An 18,496-nucleotide genomic window follows, 5' to 3' on the forward strand; every position below is an offset into this window, starting at 1 on the left:
GCTGGAAGCGGCCCGTCGCTACGCCCGCGTGCGCCGCTCCACGCGCACGAACACGACGGCCCCCAGGATCACCATCGCCGCCATGGCGAACCAGGTGAGGGCATACGAAAGGTGGCTGTTGCGGAAGGCCAGGACCGTCAGGCCGGGCACCGGCGCCACCACGGGATCGGGCGCCGCGCCCGGCGTCTTCTCGGCGTCGATGAAGTAGGGCGCCACGCCTTCCAGGCCGCGCGCCGCGGCGATGGCCCGCGTATCGCGCGAATACCAGAGATCCTGCACCGGATCGTTGTGGCGCAGGATGGGGAAGTCGGGTTCGGACATGCGCAGCAGTCCCACTACCTGGACCGGACCCGCGGGGCCTGCCTGGTCCTGCCGCTTGCGCCAGGCGGGCAGCACGAATCCCCGGTTGACCAGCACCGTGCCGCCGTCGCGCAGCGCCAGTGGCGTCATCACCCAGTAGCCGCTGCCGTAGTCGGTCGTGGCCTGCACCAGGGTCTGCCTGTCGTATCGATACACGCCCTCGGCACGCACGTGGCGGTATTCGTCGGCGGAACGGTTCAGCGCCGGCCATTGCGCCATGCCGGGCGCGGCAGAGGCGGGCAGGTGCACACGCTGGTCGACCTGGGCGATCAGCTCCAGCTTCCAGGCGCGGCGCTGGATCTGCCAGACGCCCAGCGAGCAGAACCCCGCGAACAGCACGAGGGCCAGCAAGGCCAGCAGGGCGCGCTTCAGCCCGCCGCGCGCGCGGCCGGCCCCGGTCCGTGCATCCTCGCCACCGCGCATCACGGCCGGGTTCGCATGTCGTCCGTGGACATGGGCATCATGTTGTGATCCAGGTGGTACATGATCCAGATCGAGCCGCTGAGCGTGATGATCACCAGCACCAGCGTGAACAGGATGGACAGCATGTTCCAGCCGCCTTCCGAGCGGAAGTCCATGTGCAGGAAGTAGACGACGTGCACCACCATCTGGATGGCGGCCAGCGTCAGCAGCACCAGGCTGGTGACGCGCGTGCTGGAAAACAGTCCACCCATCACGATGAAGAAGGGGATGGCCGTCAGGATGACCGCCAGCGCGAAGCCCAGCAGGTAGCCATGCAGCGAGGCGTGGGCCAGCGGATCCTCTTCCTCGTGGGCATGGCCGTGGCCGCGGTCGTCGGCAGGGTTGGCGGTCGTCATCGTGCTCATGGCAGCACTCCCATCAGATACACCACGGTGAACACGCCGATCCAGATCACGTCCAGGAAGTGCCAGAACATGGACAGGCACATCAGGCGGCGCTTGTTGGGGATGGTCAGGCCGTGCCGGGCGATCTGCACCATCAGCACCACCAGCCACACGATGCCGAAGGTGACGTGCAGCCCGTGGGTGCCGACCAGCGTGAAGAACGAGGACAGGAATGCGCTGCGCTGCGGGCCGGCGCCTTCGCCGATCAGGTGCGAGAACTCGTACAGCTCCAGGCCCAGGAAGCCCGCGCCCAGCAGGCCGGTGACGGCCAGCCAGCCCAGCAGCGACCCGACCCGGCCGCGCCGCCCCTGCAGCAGCGCGAAGCCGTAGGTGATGGACGAGAACAGCAGCAGGGCCGTGTTGACCGCCACCAGCGGCAGGTCGAACAGGTCGGCGCCCGTGGGGCCGCCCGCATAGTTGCGGCCCAGCACGCCGTAGGTGGCGAACAGGCAGGCGAAGATGAGGCAGTCGCTCATCAGGTACACCCAGAAGCCCAGCAGCGTGCCGTTCTTCACGTGGTGTTCGGTGGTCAGGTAGAACTGGCGACCCGCGTCGCCGTTCGGGGCGGTGGCAGTGAGTTCAGACATGGCGGGCCAGCAATTGGGTGCGATCGGCTTCGGTGCGGGCGACCTCGTCGGCCGGCACGTAGTAGTCGCGGTGGTAGTTGAAGGTATGCACGATGGTGGTGACGATCAGCCCGGCGAAGGCGACCACGGCCACCAGCCACATGTGCCAGATCAACGCGAAGCCCAGCACCAGCGAGATGCCGGCCAGCACGATGCCGGCCCAGGTATTGGCGGGCATGTGGATGGGAATGAAGCCTTCCAGCGGCCGGACGTAGCCCTGGCGCTTCATCTGCCACCAGGCGTCGCGCTCGTGGATCACGGGCGTGAAGGCGAAGTTGTAGGCCGGCGGCGGCGAGGACGTGGACCATTCCAGCGTGCGGCCGTCCCAGGGGTCGCCCGTCTCGTCGCGCAGGGAATGGCGCCTGCGGAAGCTCACCACCAGCTGGATCAGGAAGCACGCGATGCCGCCCGCGATCAGCACGGCGCCCACGGCGGCGATCTGGAACCAGATCTGCAGCGAGGGATCGTCGAAGTGGCTCATGCGGCGCGTCACGCCCAAGAGGCCCAGCACGTACAGCGGCATGAAGGCCGCGTAGAAGCCCACCAGCCAGAGCCAGAACGAAAGCTTGCCCCAGAACGGATCCAGGCGGTAGCCGAAGGCCTTGGGAAACCAGTAGGTGATGCCCGCCAGCAGGCCGAACAGCACGCCGCCGATGATCACGTTATGGAAGTGCGCGATCAGGAACAGGCTGTTGTGCAGGGCGAAGTCGGCGGGCGGCACGGCCAGCAGCACGCCCGTCATGCCGCCGATGACGAAGGTGACCATGAAGCCCACGGTCCACAGCATCGGCACGTCGAAGCGGATGCGGCCGTGGTACATCGTGAACAGCCAGTTGAACACCTTGGCCCCGGTGGGGATGGAGATGATCATGGTGGTGATGCCGAAGAACGAGTTCACGCTGGCGCCGGACCCCATCGTGAAGAAGTGGTGCAGCCAGACCAGGTACGACAGCACCGTGATGACCACCGTGGCGTACACCATCGAGGCATAGCCGAACAGGCGCTTGCGGCAGTACGTGGCCACGACTTCCGAGAAGATGCCGAAGGCCGGCAGCACCAGGATGTAGACCTCGGGGTGGCCCCAGATCCAGATCAGGTTGACGTACATCATGGCGTTGCCGCCGCCGTCCGCCGTGAAGAAATTGGTGCCGACGTAGCGGTCCATGGTCAGCAGGGCCAGCACCGCGGTCAGCACCGGGAAGGCCGCCACGATGAGGACATTGGTGCACAGAGAGGTCCAGGTGAAGATGGGCATGCGCATCATCAGCATGCCGGGCGCGCGCATCTTCACGATGGTGACCAGCAGGTTGACCCCCGACAGCAGCGTGCCTACCCCCGCTATCTGCAAGGCCCATATGTAGTAATCGACCCCTGGATCCGGACTGTGCAGGATGCCGGACAAAGGCGGGTAGGCCAGCCAGCCGGTCTTGGCGAACTCGCCCACGAACAGCGACATCATCACCAGCACGGCGCCGGCCGTGGTCATCCAGAAGCTGAAGTTGTTCAGGAAGGGAAAGGCCACGTCGCGCGCGCCGATCTGCAACGGCACGATGTAGTTCATCAGGCCCGTGACCAGCGGCATGGCCACGAAGAAGATCATGATCACGCCGTGCGCGGTGAATATCTGGTCGTAGTGGTGCGGCGGCAGGTAGCCCAGGTTGTCGCCGAAGGCGACCGCCTGCTGGGCCCGCATCATCAGGGCATCCGCGAAGCCCCGCAGCAGCATCACCAGGCCCAGGATCACGTACATGATCCCGATCTTCTTGTGGTCGATGCTGGTGAACCATTCGTGCCACAGGTAGCCCCACTTGCGGTAGTAGGTGATGGCGCCCAGCACCCCGATGCCGCCCAGCGCGACGGCCGCGAAGGTCACCAGCAGGATGGGTTCGTGCAAGGGGATCGCGTCCCAGGTCAGGCGTCCGAACAACAGGCTTTCAGAGGCGGGATGGTCGGGCATGGGTGTTCCTGCGAGAGACATTTCTTCGAGCGAGGGATCGGGCCGGACGGCGCGGGCTACATGGCGGCGGGCGAGCTCAGGGACAGCGGCGCCTGCAGCCCGGCCTGCCGGGGCGCCCGGCAGATGTTCAGGTCATTGGCGCTGGCATGTGGCGAGACGCACTGCTGGCCTGGCTGCGTGCAGCGATCCAGGATGGCCTGGAACAGGCTCGGATCCACCGTGCCGTAGCGCTGCACCGGCACGGCCTTGCTGGGTTGCGCCAGCGCCTGGTAGGCCTCGCGGTCCAGCGGCTTGGCCGCGGACTTGCCGGCCTGCACCCACTTGTCGAACTCGGCCTGCGGCAGCCCGTGAAACTTGAAGCGCATCTGCGAGAAGCCCTCGCCGCTGTAGTTCGCGGAAAAGCCCTGGTACTCGCCGGCATGGTTGATGACCGCGTGCAGGCGGGTCTGCATGCCCGGCATCGCATAGATCTGGCCGGCCAGCGCGGGGATGTAGAACGAGTTCATCACCGAGGACGAGGTGATCTTGAATTCGATGGGCCGGTCGACCGGCGCGGCCAGTTCGTTGACCGTGGCGATGCCCTGCTCGGGATAGAGGAACAGCCACTTCCAGTCCAGCGCCACCACCTGCACTTCCAGGGGCTTGGTGCCCGGCGGCATGGGGCGCTGCGAGTCCAGGCGCGCCAGCGGGCGGTAGGGATCGAGCTTGTGGGTGCTGACCCAGGTGAGGGCGCTGAGCGCGATGATGATCATCAGCGGCGCGGCCCAGATCAGCAGTTCCAGCGTGGTGGAGTGGTCCCAGTCGGGCGAGTAGGGCGCGTCGGCGTTGCTTTCGCGATAGCGCCACGAGAACCACAGCGTGGCCACGATCACCGGCACGATGATCAGCAGCATGAGACCCGTGGAAACCAGGATGATGTCCCGCAACTGCCAGGCCACGTCGCCGGAAGGAGAGAGCAGCACGGCCTTGCTGCAGCCCCCCAGGGCGGCCAGTGCGGGAAGCAAAAGCGCATATCTCAACTTTCTGCAGAACAGCATGGACATGCAGCCCCTCCACGGTCGGCACCGATTAGGATAGTTTCAACCGTACTCTGGAGCATGTGAAAAATCTAGAGCAAAATGATCTCCAGTTCGGTCAGAGAAACGCGCGGCGGCAAGCGGCCGCGCGTTCGCCGGGGCAGGCTGTATTCCACGTCAAACGGAGCGCGCCAACGTATGTCCAGCACCGCAACGCCGTACTCGGCAAACACGCAGACCCCCCACAATTCCAATGTCGCGCCGCGCGACATCGCGGTGGGCGTGGTCATCGGACGGACGTCGGAATACTTCGATTTCTTCGTCTTCGGCATCGCGTGTGTTGCTGTTTTCCCACAAGTGTTCTTTCCCTTCGAATCGCCGCTGTACGGCACGCTGTGGTCGTTCGCGATCTTCTCGTTCGCGTTCATCTGCAGGCCCTTCGGCACCGCCATCTTCATGGCCGTGCAGCACCGGTGGGGCCGCAGCGTCAAGCTCACCCTGGCCCTGTTCATGCTGGGCACGGCCACCGCGGGCATGGCATTCCTGCCCAGCTACGAGACGCTGGGCGCGGCCGCCATCGTGCTGCTGTCCATCTTCCGCTGCCTGCAGGGCATCGCGCTGGGCGGCTCCTGGGACGGCCTGCCGTCGCTGCTGGCGCTGAACGCGCCCGCCCACCGGCGCGGCTGGTACGCCATGCTGGGCCAGCTGGGCGCGCCCATCGGCTTCATCATCGCGGCCGCCATCTTCCTGTACCTGCTGACCACGCTCAACGAAACTGACCTGGTCGAATGGGGCTGGCGCTATCCGTTCTTCGTGGCGTTCGCCATCAACGTCGTGGCGCTGTTCGCGCGGCTGCGGCTGGTCGTCACCGAGGAGTACACGCGGCTGCTGGAAGAGCGCGAACTGGCGCCCATCAAGGTCTCGCGGGTCATCGACGAGCAGGCCTACAACGTCTTCATCGGCGCATTCGCCGCGCTGGCCAGCTATGCGCTGTTCCACCTGGTCACGGTCTTCCCGCTGTCGTGGATCAACCTGCACAGCGAACGGCCGCTGGCCAACGTGCTGGGCGTGCAGATCCTGGGCGCCGCGCTCAGCATGGTGGGCACCGTGGTGTCGGGCTGGCTGGCCGACCGCTTCGGCCGGCGCAATACGCTGGGCGCACTGGCGCTGGCCATCGGCCTGTTCGCGCTGGCCGTGCCGTGGCTGCTGGAAGGCGGCCCGGCCGGCGAGAATACCTTCATCCTGGCGGGCTTCCTGCTGCTGGGTCTGTCGTACGGCCAGGCCTCCGGCACCGTCACGTCCAACTTCTCGCTGCACTTCCGCTATACCGGCGCGGCGCTGACCTCGGACATGGCCTGGCTGTTCGGCGCGGCCTTCGCGCCGCTGGTGGCGCTGGGCCTGTCGATGAAGTTCGGCCTGGTGGCCACCAGCGTCTACCTGATCTCGGGCGCGGTCTGCACCTTGCTGGCGCTGAAGATCAACCGGCTGCTCGAGACGAACTGAGCGCGCGCGGGCCGCATCGCACGCGCGCGCGGCAAGGCCGTGGGCAACCGCGGCTTCGCGCCTCGCCTGCCGGCCGCCCACCGGCCGGATGAAACCGTTTACACGGGTAACAAGCGGACACGACTTGGCGGCGCGGGCGGGCCCCTCTATGGGTACATTAGCCCCCTTGCCAATCCCGGGAATCCGCCATGTTCGCTTCCACGTGGGTCGTCGCCGTGTGCATCGCGGTGGTGGCCGTGCTGGGGTATGTCGTCATCACGTACAACGCGCTGGTACGCCTGCGCGCCCTGGCCCGCGAAGGGTGGAGCGGCATCTCGGTGCAATTGCGCCGCCGCACCGACCTGGTGCCCAACCTGGTCGAGACGGTCAAGGCCTACGCGGCGCACGAGAAGGGCATCTTCGACGAGATCGCCGCGCGCCGCGCGACCAGCATCAACGCGGCCGGCGTGGCCCAGCAGGCCCAGGCGGAACAGGCGCTGAACCAGTCGCTGGGCCGGCTGATGGCCATCGCAGAGGCCTATCCCGACCTGAAGGCGGACGCCAACTTCCGCGGCCTGCAGGACAGCCTGGCCGAGATCGAGGACCAGCTGCAGATGGCGCGGCGTTACTACAACGGCACGGCGCGCGAGCTCAACATCCGCGTCGAGTCGTTCCCGTCCAACCTGGTGGCGGGCAGCTTCGGCTTCAGGCAGGAAGCCTATTTCGAACTGGACGATCCGGCCGACGCCGCGGTGCCGCATGTCGCATTCTGAGCCGCGGCCGATGCGCGCGCGCATTGTCGGATATGCCGCCAGGGTTGCCGCCGCCGCCGCGATGCTGCTGCCGGCCGCGCTGTCGTACGCGCAGCCCGAGGCCGTCGAGGCGACGTCCGAGGTGCAGACGGTGGACGGCGACGCGGTGCCGACGCAGTCCGCCTACGACAGGGTCGGCGGCGTGGATCGCTCGGGCGCCGTGGACGCGTCCTCGGACCAGGAGGCGATCAGGAACTTCGACGTCGACCTGGACGTGCAGCGCAACGGCGACCTGATCGTCACCGAGCGCATCGAAGTCAATGCGGCGATGGACCAGATCAGGCGCGGCATCGTGCGGGACTTTCCCACGCTGTACCGCAACGCCAACGGCCTGCGGGTGCAGGTCGGCTTCGACGTGCTGGGCGTGCGGCGCGAGGGGGCCGACGAGCCCTATGCCCTGGAGACGCTGGCCAACGGTGTGCGCATCCGCATCGGCGACGGCGGACGGTTCCTGGAACCGGGTCGCCACCAGTACGAGATTCGCTACCGCACCACGCGCCAACTGGGCTTCTTTCCCGACTTCGACGAACTGTACTGGAACGTCACCGGCAACGGCTGGACGTTTCCCATCGAGCGGGCCAGCGCGCGCATCCACCTGCCGCAAGAGGCCCGCATCCTGCGCACGTCGATCTACACCGGCGTGAAAGGCGAGCGCGGCAAGGGCGCGCGGCAAAGCGGCGAGGGCGCGGGCTTCGTGTCGTTCGAGACCACCGCGCCGCTGGGCGTGGGCGAGGGCCTGACCGTGGCGGCCGCCTGGCCCAAGGGCATCGTGCACGCCCCGTCGCCGGCGCAGGCGCTGTACTACCAGGTGCGCGACAACCTGGCGCCCGCGACGGCCGTCTTCGGAGCGTTGCTGGTGTTGGGCTACTACGTGGCGGCCTTCCTGCGCACGCGCCGCCGCTCGCGGGCCAGCATCGTGCCGCTGTACGAGCCGCCCAAGGGCATGTCCGCGCCGGCGGTGCGCTACATGGTGCGCGCGGGCCTGGACGACAAGGCCTTCCTGGTCGCCATCATCGAGCTGATCGCGCTGCGGGCGATGCGCATCGACCGCACGCGAGCCGAGACGAGGTTCCACCTGACAGACCCGGGCGATCAGAACCAGCCCGGCCTGCAGCGGGATCCGTTGCTGCCGGGCATGCTGGCCAGGCTGTTCCGCAAGCACAAGAGTTTCACCCGCGGCGACGGCGGCCTGAACCGCCTGCGCGATGCCAGGGCGCTGCTGGGCACCACGCTGCAGACCCGGTATTCCAGCTTCATCCAATCGAATTCGCGCTACGTCAGCCGCGGCATCTGGGTGTGGCTGCTGTATGTGGCCGTGTGCATTGCCACGCTGGCCCAACAGGGCGGCGACGTCGGCGGCACCATCGCAGCCCTGCCGTTCATGCTGGTCGGGCTGGGCGCGCTGACGATGGGCTACGCCGCGCTGCGCACGCCGGGGCAGGGGTGCGGGCCGCTGTTGTTCTGCCTGTTGTTCGGCATTCCGTTTCTGGGCGGCGGCCTCGGGGTGCTGATCGGCAACAACCTGGGTACGCCCCTGCGCGCGCTGTCCATTCTGCTGCCCGCCCTGCTGCTGCCCGTGGTGATCCGCGCCTCGCGCCACCTGCGCGGCTATACCGAGGAGGGGCACGCGATCATGGATCAGATCGCGGGGTTCAAGCAGTATCTGGCGCTGGCCGAAGGGCCGCGCCTGGAAGCGCTGGCCACGGTCGAGGAAAAACTGCGGCTGTACGAACGCTATCTGCCCTATGCGGTGGCGCTGGACGTGGGCAAGAAATGGGCCGGCGCTTTCGCTGGCCTGGCCGCCAGCGTGGCAGGGCTGGCCCTGGCGCAAGCCACGCGCGACCTCTATGGCGGCCACGACGTGCTGGCCGGCAACCCCATGCCGGCGCTGCGCAGCGTGGCCAACGACACGACGCCGCCGGCGCCGGCCCTGGCGTCGTCATCGTCCAGCTCGCCGGGCAGCAGCGGCAGCTGGTCCGGCAGCAGCAGCGACTCGTCGTCCAGCGGGTCGTCCGACAGCGGCTCGTCAGGCGGCGGTGGCGGAGGCGGCGGCGGGTCGGGCTGGTAGGCCCGCCGCCGCACGGTCCGGCCCTTGCCGGCAGGCCGTTTCTGCGTACACTGCCCGCATGCTACGCATCGACAACCTCGGCAAGCGCTACGGCGACCACTACGTCTTCGACGGCCTGACCCATGACTTCCAGGCGGGCTGCCACGCGCTGTGCGAAGAAGACAGCACCGGCAAATCGACCCTGCTGGGCATCGTCGCGGGCGCCATCGCGCCGGACACGGGCGACGTCTGGATCGACGGGCAGTCGTTGCGCGACGCGCCGCGGCAGGCGCTGGCGCGGCTGGCCTACGTGCCGGACAACTGCCTGGCCCACCCCACGCTGACCGGCCGCGAACTGCTGGCGCGGGTCGCGGCCGGCAAGCACGCGGCGGTGGACGATGCCGTGCTGGAGCTGGTCCATGCGCTGGGGCTGGAACCGCACCTGGACAAGCGCTTCGAACAGATGTCGACCGGCACGCGCAGGAAGGTCTACCTGACGGCCGCGTCCCTGGGCCGTCCGGCCGTCGTGGTGGCGGATGGGCCGAGCAGCGGGCTGGATGCGGCGGCCCGCACGGTGCTGGCCGGGCTGTTCAGGACCTGGTCCCGCGACCGCGTGGTGCTGTTCGCCAGCCACGACCCCGAGCTGGTGCAGGCCTGCGGCGCGGCGGTGCTGGAGATCGACGGCCTGCGCTGATCGCCGGGCCGGGGCGGCCAAGCCCGTCGGATCGCGCGGACGGCATGCCAGCCGTGCGTCGCGCTGGCGTAGCGCGGTGGCGGTCCGGGCGACTTGCCGCCTATTGCTGCTGGCGTTGCAGTTCCTGCTGGAACTCGGGGCCGTTGCGCATGCGCAGGTAGTTCGCCTGGGCTTCGCGGTAGCGCGAGCTGTAAATGTCAGGCGTGTTCTGGCCGCGATAAAAGCGGTCCATGCCGGCGCGCTGCCAGAGCGCAAGGTCGGCCTGCACGGCAGCGCGGCTGGTGGCGTCGGCGCTTTGCTGGCCATAGGCTCCTTGCAAGGGCGTGTTGTCCGGTTCGGCATTGCCCGCGGCGTAGGCGGAGGCGCCCAGCAGCGTGGCGGAGATGACTAGGGCGGCGGCGTTCAGGGTTTTCATGGTCGACTTCCTTGTTATCAGTCCTGGGACCGAATCAGGCGGAGCGTCCGTCTAGGTTCGTGTTGTGTTTCCCGTGCATGCATTCTGCGCCGCGCATGGGTTGGTATAAACCCTCGATTCCGGAAATCGCTATTCCAAATTCCGGACTAATGACTCTGTCGTTGGTGGATTGCTATCGAGTGTGGCGGTACGGGGCACGGCACGCCGGCATGCGTCCTTGCCAGGGGCCAGGCAGCGTGGGGCTGCTGATATCATTCCCGGCAGGAATGCACTCCAGCGGAAAGAACAATGACTATTCGCCGCCTCCAACCTCCGATGCACCTGCTGCGGGCGTTCAGCTCGGTCGTGCGATTCGGCGGCGTGTCGCGGGCGGCCGAGGCGTTGCACCTGACGCAAAGCGCCGTCAGCAAGCAGGTCCACGAGCTGGAAGAGTGGGTCGGGGTGCCGCTGTTCGAGCGCCAGCGCAGGCGCCTGCTGCTGACGCCCGCCGGCGAGCATTACGAGAAGGCGGTATCCGCACTGATATCCCGGCTGGAAGCGGCGACGCTCGAGGTCATGGCCAGCAGCAAGGGCAGCGGCGCGGTGAACATCTCGGTGCTGCCTACGTTCTGCGCGAAGTGGCTGATTCCCCGGCTGCCCCTGTGGCAGCAATCCCATCCGAACATCACGCTGCACTTCGTTCCGTACGTGCAGGGTTACGACTTCTCCGATCCCACGCTGGACTGTTCCATCCTGTTCGGCGACGGCCATTGGCCGGGGGCCCAGTCGCTGTATCTGTCGGGCAACGAGGTCGCGCTGATCGCGCCTGCCGGGGATGCCATCGCACCCATCCGCACGGTGCACGACGTGCCCCGCCACGTGCTGCTGCGCCACGTCACCGTGCCCGAGGCCTGGCAGCGCTGGAGCGAGACGCATGGCGTGCATGGCATGGACGGCCTGGGCGGTCCGCAGTTCGACCAGTTCGGCAGCCTGATCCGGGCGGTGTCCGTGGGCCTGGGCGTGGCGCTTGTGCCGCGTTGCCTGGTCCAGGACGAGATCGCCGCCGGCAACGTGACCGAGCCGCTGCCGCAGGCGGGCTACACCAGCGCCCTGGGCTACTGGCTGTGCTATCCCGACGCGCGCGCCCGGCTGGCTCCGCTGGCCCGCCTGCGCGAATGGCTGCGCCAGCAGAGCGGCGCGGATTGAGCGCCATGCCGGCGGCGCCCGCCGCTGCACGGCGACGGGCGTGCCGGATGGGGAACCATGCCCGCCGCGCCGGCGTGGCGGCGCCGACTTCAGTCCCGCCAGGAATGAATTGATGCCAAGCCGTCGTTTGACGGCGTTACGCGCGCTCTCCTAGGATGGCTCACACATTACAACCAGGAGACAAGATTGATACGCGTATTGCATACCCCATACGCTTGGACCGGGCCAGTCGCGTTGGCCGTGGGCTTGCTCGCGGGCTGCGGAGGCGGCGGCGATGACGAGCCGGCGGCCCCGCCCGCGCCGCCGCCCGTCGCCAGCGCCGACTGCGCCACGCCGACCGATGGCGGCGCTGTCGTGGTGGGCTCGGGCGCCCAGGGTGATCCCGCGGCGCCGGAACCCGCATCAGGGTACCGTGTCGGCAAGAAGGCCGTGCAGGCCCATTCCTACATGGCGGTGTCCGCCAATCCGCTGGCCACCAAGGCCGGCTGCGACATCCTCGCCAAGGGCGGCAGCGCGGTCGATGCCGCGGTGGCCATGCAGATGGTGCTGAGCGTCGTCGAGCCCCAGTCGTCCGGGGTCGGCGGCGGCGCGTTCATGCTGTACTACGACGCCGCGACGAAGAAGGTCCATTCGTACGATGGGCGGGAAACCGCGCCCGCTGCCGCGGACATGAACTATCTGCGCTGGGTCAGCGACCAGGACCACACGCGTCCGGCGCGCGGCAGCGGCCGCGGCATCGGTGTTCCGTCGGCCGTGACCATGCTGGAAGGCGTGCAGGGCAGCCATGGCAAACTGCCATGGCGCGACCTCATGGAGCCGGCCCTGAAGATCGCGGACGACGGCTTTCCCATCGGCGGCCGGCTGGCCGCCGCCATCGAGGTGAACAGCGAGGGACTCAAGCGCGACAACAACGCGCGCGCCTACTTCTTCAATGCCGACGGCTCGCCCAAGGCGCTGGGCACGCTGCTGAAGTCGCCGGAGTACGCCAAGACCCTGCGCGCCATCGCCGCGGACGGCGCAGAGGTGCTGCACGAAGGCCCGCTGGCGCAGGCCATCGTCGACAAGATCAACGAAGCGGTCGACGGCGTGGTGCCGGGCAAGGCGGCGCTGGCGGACCTGTCCTCCTACAAACCCGTCGAACGCGACTCCATGTGCGTGACGTACCGCGTGTACTGGATCTGCTCGATGGGACCGCCTTCCTCCGGCAGCGCCATCCTGGCCACGATGGGCATCCTGGAGAACTTCCCGATGGCGGACTATAAGCCCACGGGCATCGACCTGGAGGGCGGCAAGCCGACGGTGATGGGCGTGCACCTGGTCTCGGAAGCCGAGCGCCTGGCCTACGCGGACCGCGACAAGTACGTGGCCGACACGGACTATGTGCCGCTGCCCGGCGGAAGCTGGCACAGCATGCTCGACAAGACCTACCTGGCGCAGCGCGCCGCGCTGATCCGCATGGACCGCAGCATGGGCAAGGCCCAGGCGGGAGACCTGGGAGCAGTCCCTCAGGGCATCGACGCCAAGCCCGATCCCGGCACCTCGCATCTCAGCGTGGTCGACAAGGACGGCAATGCCGTGTCGATGACCACGTCGGTCGGCAACTCGATGGGCGCGTTCCACATGGTCGGCGGATTCATGTTGAACGACCAGCTGACGGCGTTCTCGTCCGAGCCGTACGACGACGCAGGCGTGCTGGTGGCCAACCGCGTGGCCGGCGGCAAGCGTCCGCGCAGCTCGATGTCGCCGACCATGGTGTTCAAGAAGCAGGCGGACGGCAGCATGGGCGAACTGCACATGGTGACCGGCTCGCCCGGCGCGAACACCATCATCCAGTACGTCGTGAAGACCATGGTCGGCGCGCTGGACTGGGGCCTGGACGCGCAGCAGGCCACTTCGATGATGGACATCGGGGCGGACAACAGCGTCACCACCAACCTGGGCGCCGAACATCCCAACGTGGACTTCACCGCCAACGGCGCGAGCGATCCGCTGGTCACGGGCCTGCGCCAGCTCGGCCATACGGTGTCCACCAGCGCCCAGTCCAGCGGCACCAGCACCATCCTGCGCGTGCAGCGCGAAGACGGCAACACCCTGGAAGGCGGCGCGGATCCGCGCCGCGAGGGCATTGCGCTGGGCGATGCCGTGAAGCGGTAGCAGGTCCCGCGCGGCATCGGATCCCGATGCCGCGAGCGCAGCGGGCGGTCGCGTGGGCTGCTATCGTGGGAGCCCCGATGGCAACCACCCACCCATGCCCACAGACACCGCTTACCGCCGCCGCGCCTTCATCGCCGACACGCTGGCGCTGATCCTGTTCTTCACCACGACTGGCGCCCTGAACGAGCGCTACATCGCCGGCATGAGCTGGGACCAGGTGCTGCACGCGCGGCTGCTGGGCGCGGCGCTGATGATCCCCGTGGCCCGGCCGTACGGCCTGTGGCGCGACTGGGTCATGCGCCGGGCCCGCGACAGCCGCTGGTCGCGGCTGCTGTGGGACAGCGTGGCCCTGGTCAGTTTCCAGGTGCCGATCTATGCCGCCATCATCGCGGTCAGCGGCGCATCGGGACGCGGGCTGTGGCTCGGCGTGCTGAGCGCCACGGTGATGATGCTGGTGTTGGGGCGGCCGTACGGCGCCTTTTTGAATGCGGTGCGCAGGCTGTTCGGCCTGCCGCCGGGCGGGACGAAGCCGATGAGCCTGGATGCCTGAATCGCGGGGAGAGGGGGCCAGCCGTCGGGTTGCTTATCCGACTTGGCCTTGAGCGTTCGCACGTGGGTCGCCGGCTTTCCGCTCGGCTGGACAGCCCGCGGATCCTGGCGCTGGGCCTGGCCATCGTCGGCATCGGCAACGCGCTGATGATGCGGGCCGCGGCCGGCAACGATGGCACGTGGCTGGCGGCGGGGATGCTCGTGCTGGGCGCGGGCGGCGGGCTGCTCAATGGCGAAACGCAGAAGGCCATCATGGGAGCGATCCCGAGGAACCGCACGGGCACGGGCTCGGGCATCAGCACCACATCCCGGTTCTGCGGCATCCTGCTGGGCTTCGCGGGCCTGTGGGCCGTGCTGGCCGGCAACGCCAGATCCAGCCTGGAGCGGGCGTTGAAGGCGTTGGGACTGCCGGCGCAGCCGGGGTTCTTGGACAACGTCGTGGCGGGCGACCTGGCGAGGGGGATGGCCGCGTATCCGCCGGCCGTGCACGACGCCCTGGCGGCACTGGCGCGGAAGGGCTACCGTCAGGGCTCTTCTCGGGCATTCCTGGCCGCGGCCATCGTGTCCCTGGTGGCCTGCGCGATCGCGTGCGTGGCGATGAAGGTGCGGGTGCGCCGCAAGCGGGCGCTGGCCCATTGACGCGGAGGCCAGGCGGGCGCCGCGGCGGACCACGGCGCCATCGAATGGCCGACGCCATGGGCGCGCAGCCCCTCACACCGGCTTGAACACCATCAGATAGAAGATCGCCAGGAACGCCGCCAGGGCCGGAAAGCCCAGTGCTACCCACAACCGGAAATGCCGCCAGAACAAGTCCGGCAACGGGCGTCCGGCATCGGTGGCCGCGCGGGCGCCGTCGCGCATCAGCATCTGCAGCCGGACCACGGGCAGCCAGCAGGCGATGGCCAGTGCGTACAGGCCCAGCGACCAGGCCACCCACGGGGTCGACAGCGGCAATTGCATCAGGTGCACCAGGTACAGGCCCGTGAGCGGCTGCAGCACCGCGGTGGTGGCGGTGAACAGCCAGTCCGCGATGACCACGATCCGAGCCACCGCGGCCACCACGCGCGCGTCGCGCCCGAGCACCACGCACAACAGGTAGAACGCCGAGCCGATGCCCGTGCCGAACAGCAGGGTGGAGCTCAGGATGTGCAGCAGCTTGATTGCCAGGTATTCCATCATCGCTCCTTGCGGCCAGTGGGTTCGCACAGGTACAGCAGCGCCAGCGCCGCCAGCATGGGCAGGTTCTTCGACAGCGGGCCGAAGGGATGCAGCCAGAATTCCGGCAGGCGCACGGTCAGGATGGCGGTATAGCCCAGGATCAACGCCATCTGGCCCAGCCATAGCCAGCGCCTGCCCGGGCCGCGCCACGCCAGCGTCAGCACGCCGAAGCACAGATCGAGCAGCGCGGCGCCGTACAGCGCGGGCACCGTCGCCGCCTCGGGCAAGCCAGTGCGCCGCAGCAGTTCCAGGCTGTCCTCGACCGGAAACAGCCCCAGCGACACCGCCGCCGTCCACAGCCAGACAAACGCCATGGCCAGGCGCAGCAAGGGCAGGGCGGTCCACAGCACGGCGCTGGCCCGCGACGCGGCCGCCTGGTCCGGCTCGATGAAGCGCTCGATCGCACGCGGCGGCCGGCCGAGCAGTGCCGAGAAGGGTGCCGCGTCGGCCGTGTTGCCGCGCGCCAGCATCGCCAGGCTGTCGACGTCCAGCAGGCTGCCGGGAAACTGGCCGCTCACGCGCGCGGCAGTCATGGCGACAGGCTGCGGCACGGGCAGGACGAACTGCCCGCCGGCGTACCCCAGCCCGGTGCGCAAGACCAGCAGATAGTCCTTCAGACTGATGGCGCGGGGGCCGCAGAATGCGACGGTGACGGCCCGTGGGGCCGGTGATTGCGTCAATGTTCGCACCAGCGCCAGCACGCCGTCGACCACGTCGTCCACGTGCACGGGCTGGATCATCTGCCGCCCCGCGCCCGGCAGGGCCACGCAGGGCAGCGCCGCCAGGCCGTCGAACAGGCGGGCGCTGGCGCCGCCCGGGCCGTATACCAGCGAGGGCTGCACGATCGCGGCCGGCAGGCCGAGCGCCCGCAGGCCGTCATCGGCCCGGCGCTTGGTGCGGTGGTAGGCGGTCTGCGCATGGGCATCGGCGCCCAGCGCCGAGAATTGGACGACGCCGCGTACGCCGGCCTGGCGCGCCGCCCGGAACAGGGCGAGCGGGGCCCGGACGTGGATCGTCTCGAAGTCGTGCCGCGCGCCCTGCCGGAAGATGCCTATCGTGTTGATGACCAGATCCACGCCGGCCAGATAAGGCAGCCATTGCGGCGCGTGGACTGCATCTCCGAACGCGATGGGCACGGCGCTTGCCTGCATCGCGGGCGGAAGGCGCCCGCCCGGCCGCACGGGACACACGAGTTCATGGCCCTGTGCGAGCAATGCACGGGCGATCCTGCCTCCGATGAATCCCGTTGCACCCGTGATCAGAATTTTCAAAATGCCTGGCTCCCGCCGGTGAACGATGCACAGCGCGTGGTCGCAAACGACGTGCCTGGCGTGACCGGTCGGGTCGGAAGATGCGAAGGGCGGGGTTTTCTACGGGACGGTCGGCCTGCGACGCAAGCCGGCCGCTCCAGGCATCCGGACCGGCGCAGGCGCGCCGCTTTTCTTCAATGCAGGTCCATCCGAGGAACGACACCATGCCCATCGATCGAATCGCCAGGACCGCCCGTCGCCATCCCGGCGCGCGTGCGGGATGGCGCGATGCCTTGCGCGAAGGCCTGATCAGCGGCGCCGCGGCCAGCGTGCTGTCCACGCTGGTGCTGATGCGGCAGGGCCGCACGCAGGCAGGCAGCTGGGCCGCGCCCACCAACGCCACCAGCCACTGGATATGGGGCGACCCCGCGCTGCGCGCCGACGAGGTGTCGTGGCGGCATACGTTCAATGGCTATGCGATCCATCATGCCGCCGCGTTCTTCTGGGCCACGCTGCACGCCCGCTCCACGGCAACGCTGTCGCCCCGGCGCGATGCGGCGGCGATCGCCGCGGCGGGCATGGCGACGGCCGCGGTGGCCTGCGTGGCGGACTACACGCTGACGCCGCGCCGGCTGACGCCCGGTTTCGAGCATCGCCTGTCCACGGGCGCCATGGCGATGGCCTATGGCGCATTCGGCCTGGGCATCGCGCTGGCGTCGCTGGCCTGGCGGGCGCGGCGCGGACAGTGAACGGCACGAGGCCGCGCCACGCGGTTTCCCGTCAATTGCGACTCACGCGAAGAGAGAAAACCATGCAACCCAGTTCCCGATCCACCGTCGTCATCACAGGCGCCTCCAGCGGCATAGGCTACGCATGCGCGCTGGCGTTCGCGCGGGAAGGCGCCAACGTGGTGCTGGCCGCGCGCGACCCCGACGCGCTGGAGCGCGCTGCGCAGGCTTGCCGGCAGCAGGGCGCGTCCGCGCTGGCCGTGCCGACCGACGTGACCGAACCCGAGCAGGTACAGGCCTTGGCCGCGCGGGCCGCCGAGCAGTTCGGCCGCATCGACGTCTGGATCAACAATGTCGGCACCGGTGCGGTCGGCCGCTTCGACCAGGTGCCGGTCCGGGCGCACCGGCGTGTCATCGAGGCCAACCTGCTGGGCCATGTCTACGGCAGCCACGCCGTGCTGCCGCAGTTCCGACGGCAAGGGCGCGGCGTGCTGATCAACATGATTTCCGTGGGCGGCTGGGCCGCGGCGCCTTACGCGGCGTCGTACGCGGCCAGCAAGTTCGGCTTGCGCGGCTTCAGCGAGTCCCTGCGCGCGGAACTGGCCGACGAGCCCGGCGTGGCGGTGTGCGAGGTGTATCCCACCTTCGTCGATACGCCCGGCGTGCGCCATGGCGCGAACTATTCGGGCAAGCATCTGCGTCCGCCGCCGCCCATGCTGGACCCGCGCGAGGTGGCGGACGCCGTCGTGACGCTCGCCAGGAACCCACGGCCCTCGCTGCTGCTGGGCAGCATCGCGTGGCCCACGCGGCTGGCCCACGCCGTCGCGCCCGACCTGTCGGCCAGCATCACCCGCCGCATCATGGACGCGGGATTCCGTGCGGCCGACCCCGAAGCCATGACGGACGGCAACCTGTACATGCCATCGTCGGGGCATGCCATCGATGGCGGATTCCGGGGACAACGCAGTCCGGCAATGGCGACGGCGATCAAGGCGGCGGCCCTGGCCGTGGCGGCGCTGGCCTTGCACCGCGCCATGAGCGGGCGCCGATGAGGACAAGCAGCGCAGAGGGACATGTCCGGGCAGGGCCCCTGGAGGTTCGCGTCGCGCCGGCGATACACTGTGGTACCTGACAATG

18 protein-coding genes are annotated in these 18,496 nt (G+C 68.7%); 10 read left to right on the forward strand and 8 right to left on the reverse strand.

The genetic code is table 11. The features are described 5' to 3' along the window. Window positions 1-18: 18 nt before the first annotated feature. The 5 genes from FS845_RS25560 to cyoA are packed head-to-tail and all read right to left on the reverse strand — an operon-like array spanning window position 19 to window position 4,852. Window positions 19-783: an SURF1 family protein gene (locus tag FS845_RS25560; RefSeq protein WP_144641580.1), complete on the reverse strand. Its 765-nt coding sequence runs from the start codon at window positions 781-783 to the stop codon at window positions 19-21. Next, on the reverse strand, window positions 783-1,187 hold the full coding sequence (cyoD, locus tag FS845_RS25565) for a cytochrome o ubiquinol oxidase subunit IV (protein WP_144641198.1): 405 nt from the start codon (window positions 1,185-1,187) through the stop codon (window positions 783-785). The genes FS845_RS25560 and cyoD overlap by 1 nt, the downstream gene beginning before the upstream one ends. Further along, window positions 1,184-1,813 (reverse strand): cytochrome o ubiquinol oxidase subunit III, encoded by a 630-nt coding sequence (cyoC, locus tag FS845_RS25570; protein WP_144641201.1) that lies wholly within the window; start codon window positions 1,811-1,813, stop codon window positions 1,184-1,186. Before cyoC ends, cyoD begins: the two co-directional genes overlap by 4 nt. Beyond that, complete coding sequence (gene cyoB, locus FS845_RS25575) at window positions 1,806-3,809, reverse strand: cytochrome o ubiquinol oxidase subunit I (protein ID WP_144641205.1); 2,004 nt, start codon at window positions 3,807-3,809, stop codon at window positions 1,806-1,808. The genes cyoC and cyoB overlap by 8 nt, the downstream gene beginning before the upstream one ends. 56 nt (window positions 3,810-3,865) lie before the next feature. After that, entirely contained in the window at window positions 3,866-4,852 is a 987-nt protein-coding gene (gene cyoA, locus FS845_RS25580; protein ID WP_409929341.1) for a ubiquinol oxidase subunit II, read from the reverse strand. Between the two features lie 171 nt (window positions 4,853-5,023). On the opposite strand from cyoA, the gene FS845_RS25585 reads away from it, so the two are divergent. The 4 genes from FS845_RS25585 to FS845_RS25600 all read left to right on the forward strand — a co-directional run bounded on the left by FS845_RS25585 (window position 5,024) and on the right by FS845_RS25600 (window position 9,860). Further along, window positions 5,024-6,328: an MFS transporter gene (locus FS845_RS25585; RefSeq protein WP_144641208.1), complete on the forward strand. Its 1,305-nt coding sequence runs from the start codon at window positions 5,024-5,026 to the stop codon at window positions 6,326-6,328. 188 nt (window positions 6,329-6,516) lie between these two features. Further along, on the forward strand, window positions 6,517-7,080 hold the full coding sequence (locus tag FS845_RS25590; protein ID WP_144641211.1) for a LemA family protein: 564 nt from the start codon (window positions 6,517-6,519) through the stop codon (window positions 7,078-7,080). A 10-nt stretch (window positions 7,081-7,090) separates the two neighbouring features. After that, window positions 7,091-9,187, forward strand: coding sequence for a DUF2207 domain-containing protein (locus tag FS845_RS25595; RefSeq protein ID WP_186332429.1), 2,097 nt, complete (start codon window positions 7,091-7,093; stop codon window positions 9,185-9,187). Between the two features lie 58 nt (window positions 9,188-9,245). Beyond that, window positions 9,246-9,860 (forward strand): ATP-binding cassette domain-containing protein, encoded by a 615-nt coding sequence (locus tag FS845_RS25600; protein ID WP_144641217.1) that lies wholly within the window; start codon window positions 9,246-9,248, stop codon window positions 9,858-9,860. A gap of 100 nt (window positions 9,861-9,960) precedes the next feature. On the opposite strand, the gene FS845_RS25605 is transcribed toward FS845_RS25600, so the two are convergent. Beyond that, window positions 9,961-10,275 carry a DUF4148 domain-containing protein gene (locus FS845_RS25605; RefSeq protein WP_144641220.1) on the reverse strand — a complete coding sequence of 105 codons (315 nt, stop codon included), beginning with the start codon at window positions 10,273-10,275 and terminating at the stop codon, window positions 9,961-9,963. Window positions 10,276-10,563: 288 nt separating this feature from the next. On the opposite strand from FS845_RS25605, the gene FS845_RS25610 reads away from it, so the two are divergent. The 4 genes from FS845_RS25610 (at window position 10,564) to FS845_RS25625 (ending at window position 14,802) form a co-directional block, all read left to right on the forward strand. Continuing rightward, on the forward strand, window positions 10,564-11,460 hold the full coding sequence (locus tag FS845_RS25610; protein ID WP_144641223.1) for a LysR substrate-binding domain-containing protein: 897 nt from the start codon (window positions 10,564-10,566) through the stop codon (window positions 11,458-11,460). A 240-nt stretch (window positions 11,461-11,700) separates the two neighbouring features. Then, a complete protein-coding gene (locus tag FS845_RS25615) occupies window positions 11,701-13,614 on the forward strand; it encodes a gamma-glutamyltransferase family protein (RefSeq protein ID WP_260986449.1) in 1,914 nt (637 codons plus the stop codon). A gap of 94 nt (window positions 13,615-13,708) precedes the next feature. Continuing rightward, window positions 13,709-14,164: an L-alanine exporter AlaE gene (gene alaE, locus FS845_RS25620; protein WP_144641226.1), complete on the forward strand. Its 456-nt coding sequence runs from the start codon at window positions 13,709-13,711 to the stop codon at window positions 14,162-14,164. A gap of 62 nt (window positions 14,165-14,226) precedes the next feature. Continuing rightward, a complete protein-coding gene (locus tag FS845_RS25625; protein ID WP_144641229.1) occupies window positions 14,227-14,802 on the forward strand; it encodes an MFS transporter in 576 nt (191 codons plus the stop codon). A 72-nt stretch (window positions 14,803-14,874) separates the two neighbouring features. Here FS845_RS25625 and FS845_RS25630 read toward each other — a convergent pair whose 3' ends face one another. Both FS845_RS25630 and FS845_RS25635 read right to left on the reverse strand, forming a co-directional pair. Beyond that, window positions 14,875-15,339 (reverse strand): DUF2269 family protein, encoded by a 465-nt coding sequence (locus FS845_RS25630; protein ID WP_144641232.1) that lies wholly within the window; start codon window positions 15,337-15,339, stop codon window positions 14,875-14,877. Next, window positions 15,339-16,652 carry an SDR family oxidoreductase gene (locus FS845_RS25635; protein WP_144641235.1) on the reverse strand — a complete coding sequence of 438 codons (1,314 nt, stop codon included), beginning with the start codon at window positions 16,650-16,652 and terminating at the stop codon, window positions 15,339-15,341. The genes FS845_RS25630 and FS845_RS25635 overlap by 1 nt, the downstream gene beginning before the upstream one ends. 203 nt (window positions 16,653-16,855) lie before the next feature. Here FS845_RS25635 and FS845_RS25640 point away from each other — a divergent pair, with 203 nt between their 5' ends. Beyond that, complete coding sequence (locus FS845_RS25640) at window positions 16,856-17,380, forward strand: hypothetical protein (protein ID WP_144641238.1); 525 nt, start codon at window positions 16,856-16,858, stop codon at window positions 17,378-17,380. 62 nt (window positions 17,381-17,442) lie between these two features. Continuing rightward, window positions 17,443-18,411, forward strand: coding sequence for an SDR family oxidoreductase (locus FS845_RS25645; RefSeq protein ID WP_144641241.1), 969 nt, complete (start codon window positions 17,443-17,445; stop codon window positions 18,409-18,411). The last annotated feature ends 85 nt before the right edge of the window (window positions 18,412-18,496 follow it).

Source organism: Bordetella genomosp. 13 (assembly GCF_007679965.1).
GTDB lineage: Bacteria > Pseudomonadota > Gammaproteobacteria > Burkholderiales > Burkholderiaceae_B > Bordetella.

What these genes read in the sequence shown, in the direction of transcription:
- alaE (WP_144641226.1), top strand. Translation starts at nt 13,709, where the DNA reads ATGCCCACAGACACCGCTTACCGCCGCCGCGCCTTCATCGCCGACACG.
- FS845_RS25590 (WP_144641211.1), top strand. Translation starts at nt 6,517, where the DNA reads ATGTTCGCTTCCACGTGGGTCGTCGCCGTGTGCATCGCGGTGGTGGCC.
- FS845_RS25560 (WP_144641580.1), bottom strand. Translation starts at nt 783, where the DNA reads ATGCGCGGTGGCGAGGATGCACGGACCGGGGCCGGCCGCGCGCGCGGC.
- cyoB (WP_144641205.1), bottom strand. Translation starts at nt 3,809, where the DNA reads ATGCCCGACCATCCCGCCTCTGAAAGCCTGTTGTTCGGACGCCTGACC.
- cyoC (WP_144641201.1), bottom strand. Translation starts at nt 1,813, where the DNA reads ATGTCTGAACTCACTGCCACCGCCCCGAACGGCGACGCGGGTCGCCAG.
- FS845_RS25640 (WP_144641238.1), top strand. Translation starts at nt 16,856, where the DNA reads ATGCCCATCGATCGAATCGCCAGGACCGCCCGTCGCCATCCCGGCGCG.
- FS845_RS25645 (WP_144641241.1), top strand. Translation starts at nt 17,443, where the DNA reads ATGCAACCCAGTTCCCGATCCACCGTCGTCATCACAGGCGCCTCCAGC.
- FS845_RS25605 (WP_144641220.1), bottom strand. Translation starts at nt 10,275, where the DNA reads ATGAAAACCCTGAACGCCGCCGCCCTAGTCATCTCCGCCACGCTGCTG.
- cyoD (WP_144641198.1), bottom strand. Translation starts at nt 1,187, where the DNA reads ATGAGCACGATGACGACCGCCAACCCTGCCGACGACCGCGGCCACGGC.
- FS845_RS25600 (WP_144641217.1), top strand. Translation starts at nt 9,246, where the DNA reads ATGCTACGCATCGACAACCTCGGCAAGCGCTACGGCGACCACTACGTC.
- FS845_RS25630 (WP_144641232.1), bottom strand. Translation starts at nt 15,339, where the DNA reads ATGGAATACCTGGCAATCAAGCTGCTGCACATCCTGAGCTCCACCCTG.
- FS845_RS25585 (WP_144641208.1), top strand. Translation starts at nt 5,024, where the DNA reads ATGTCCAGCACCGCAACGCCGTACTCGGCAAACACGCAGACCCCCCAC.
- cyoA (WP_409929341.1), bottom strand. Translation starts at nt 4,852, where the DNA reads ATGTCCATGCTGTTCTGCAGAAAGTTGAGATATGCGCTTTTGCTTCCC.
- FS845_RS25595 (WP_186332429.1), top strand. Translation starts at nt 7,091, where the DNA reads ATGCGCGCGCGCATTGTCGGATATGCCGCCAGGGTTGCCGCCGCCGCC.
- FS845_RS25610 (WP_144641223.1), top strand. Translation starts at nt 10,564, where the DNA reads ATGACTATTCGCCGCCTCCAACCTCCGATGCACCTGCTGCGGGCGTTC.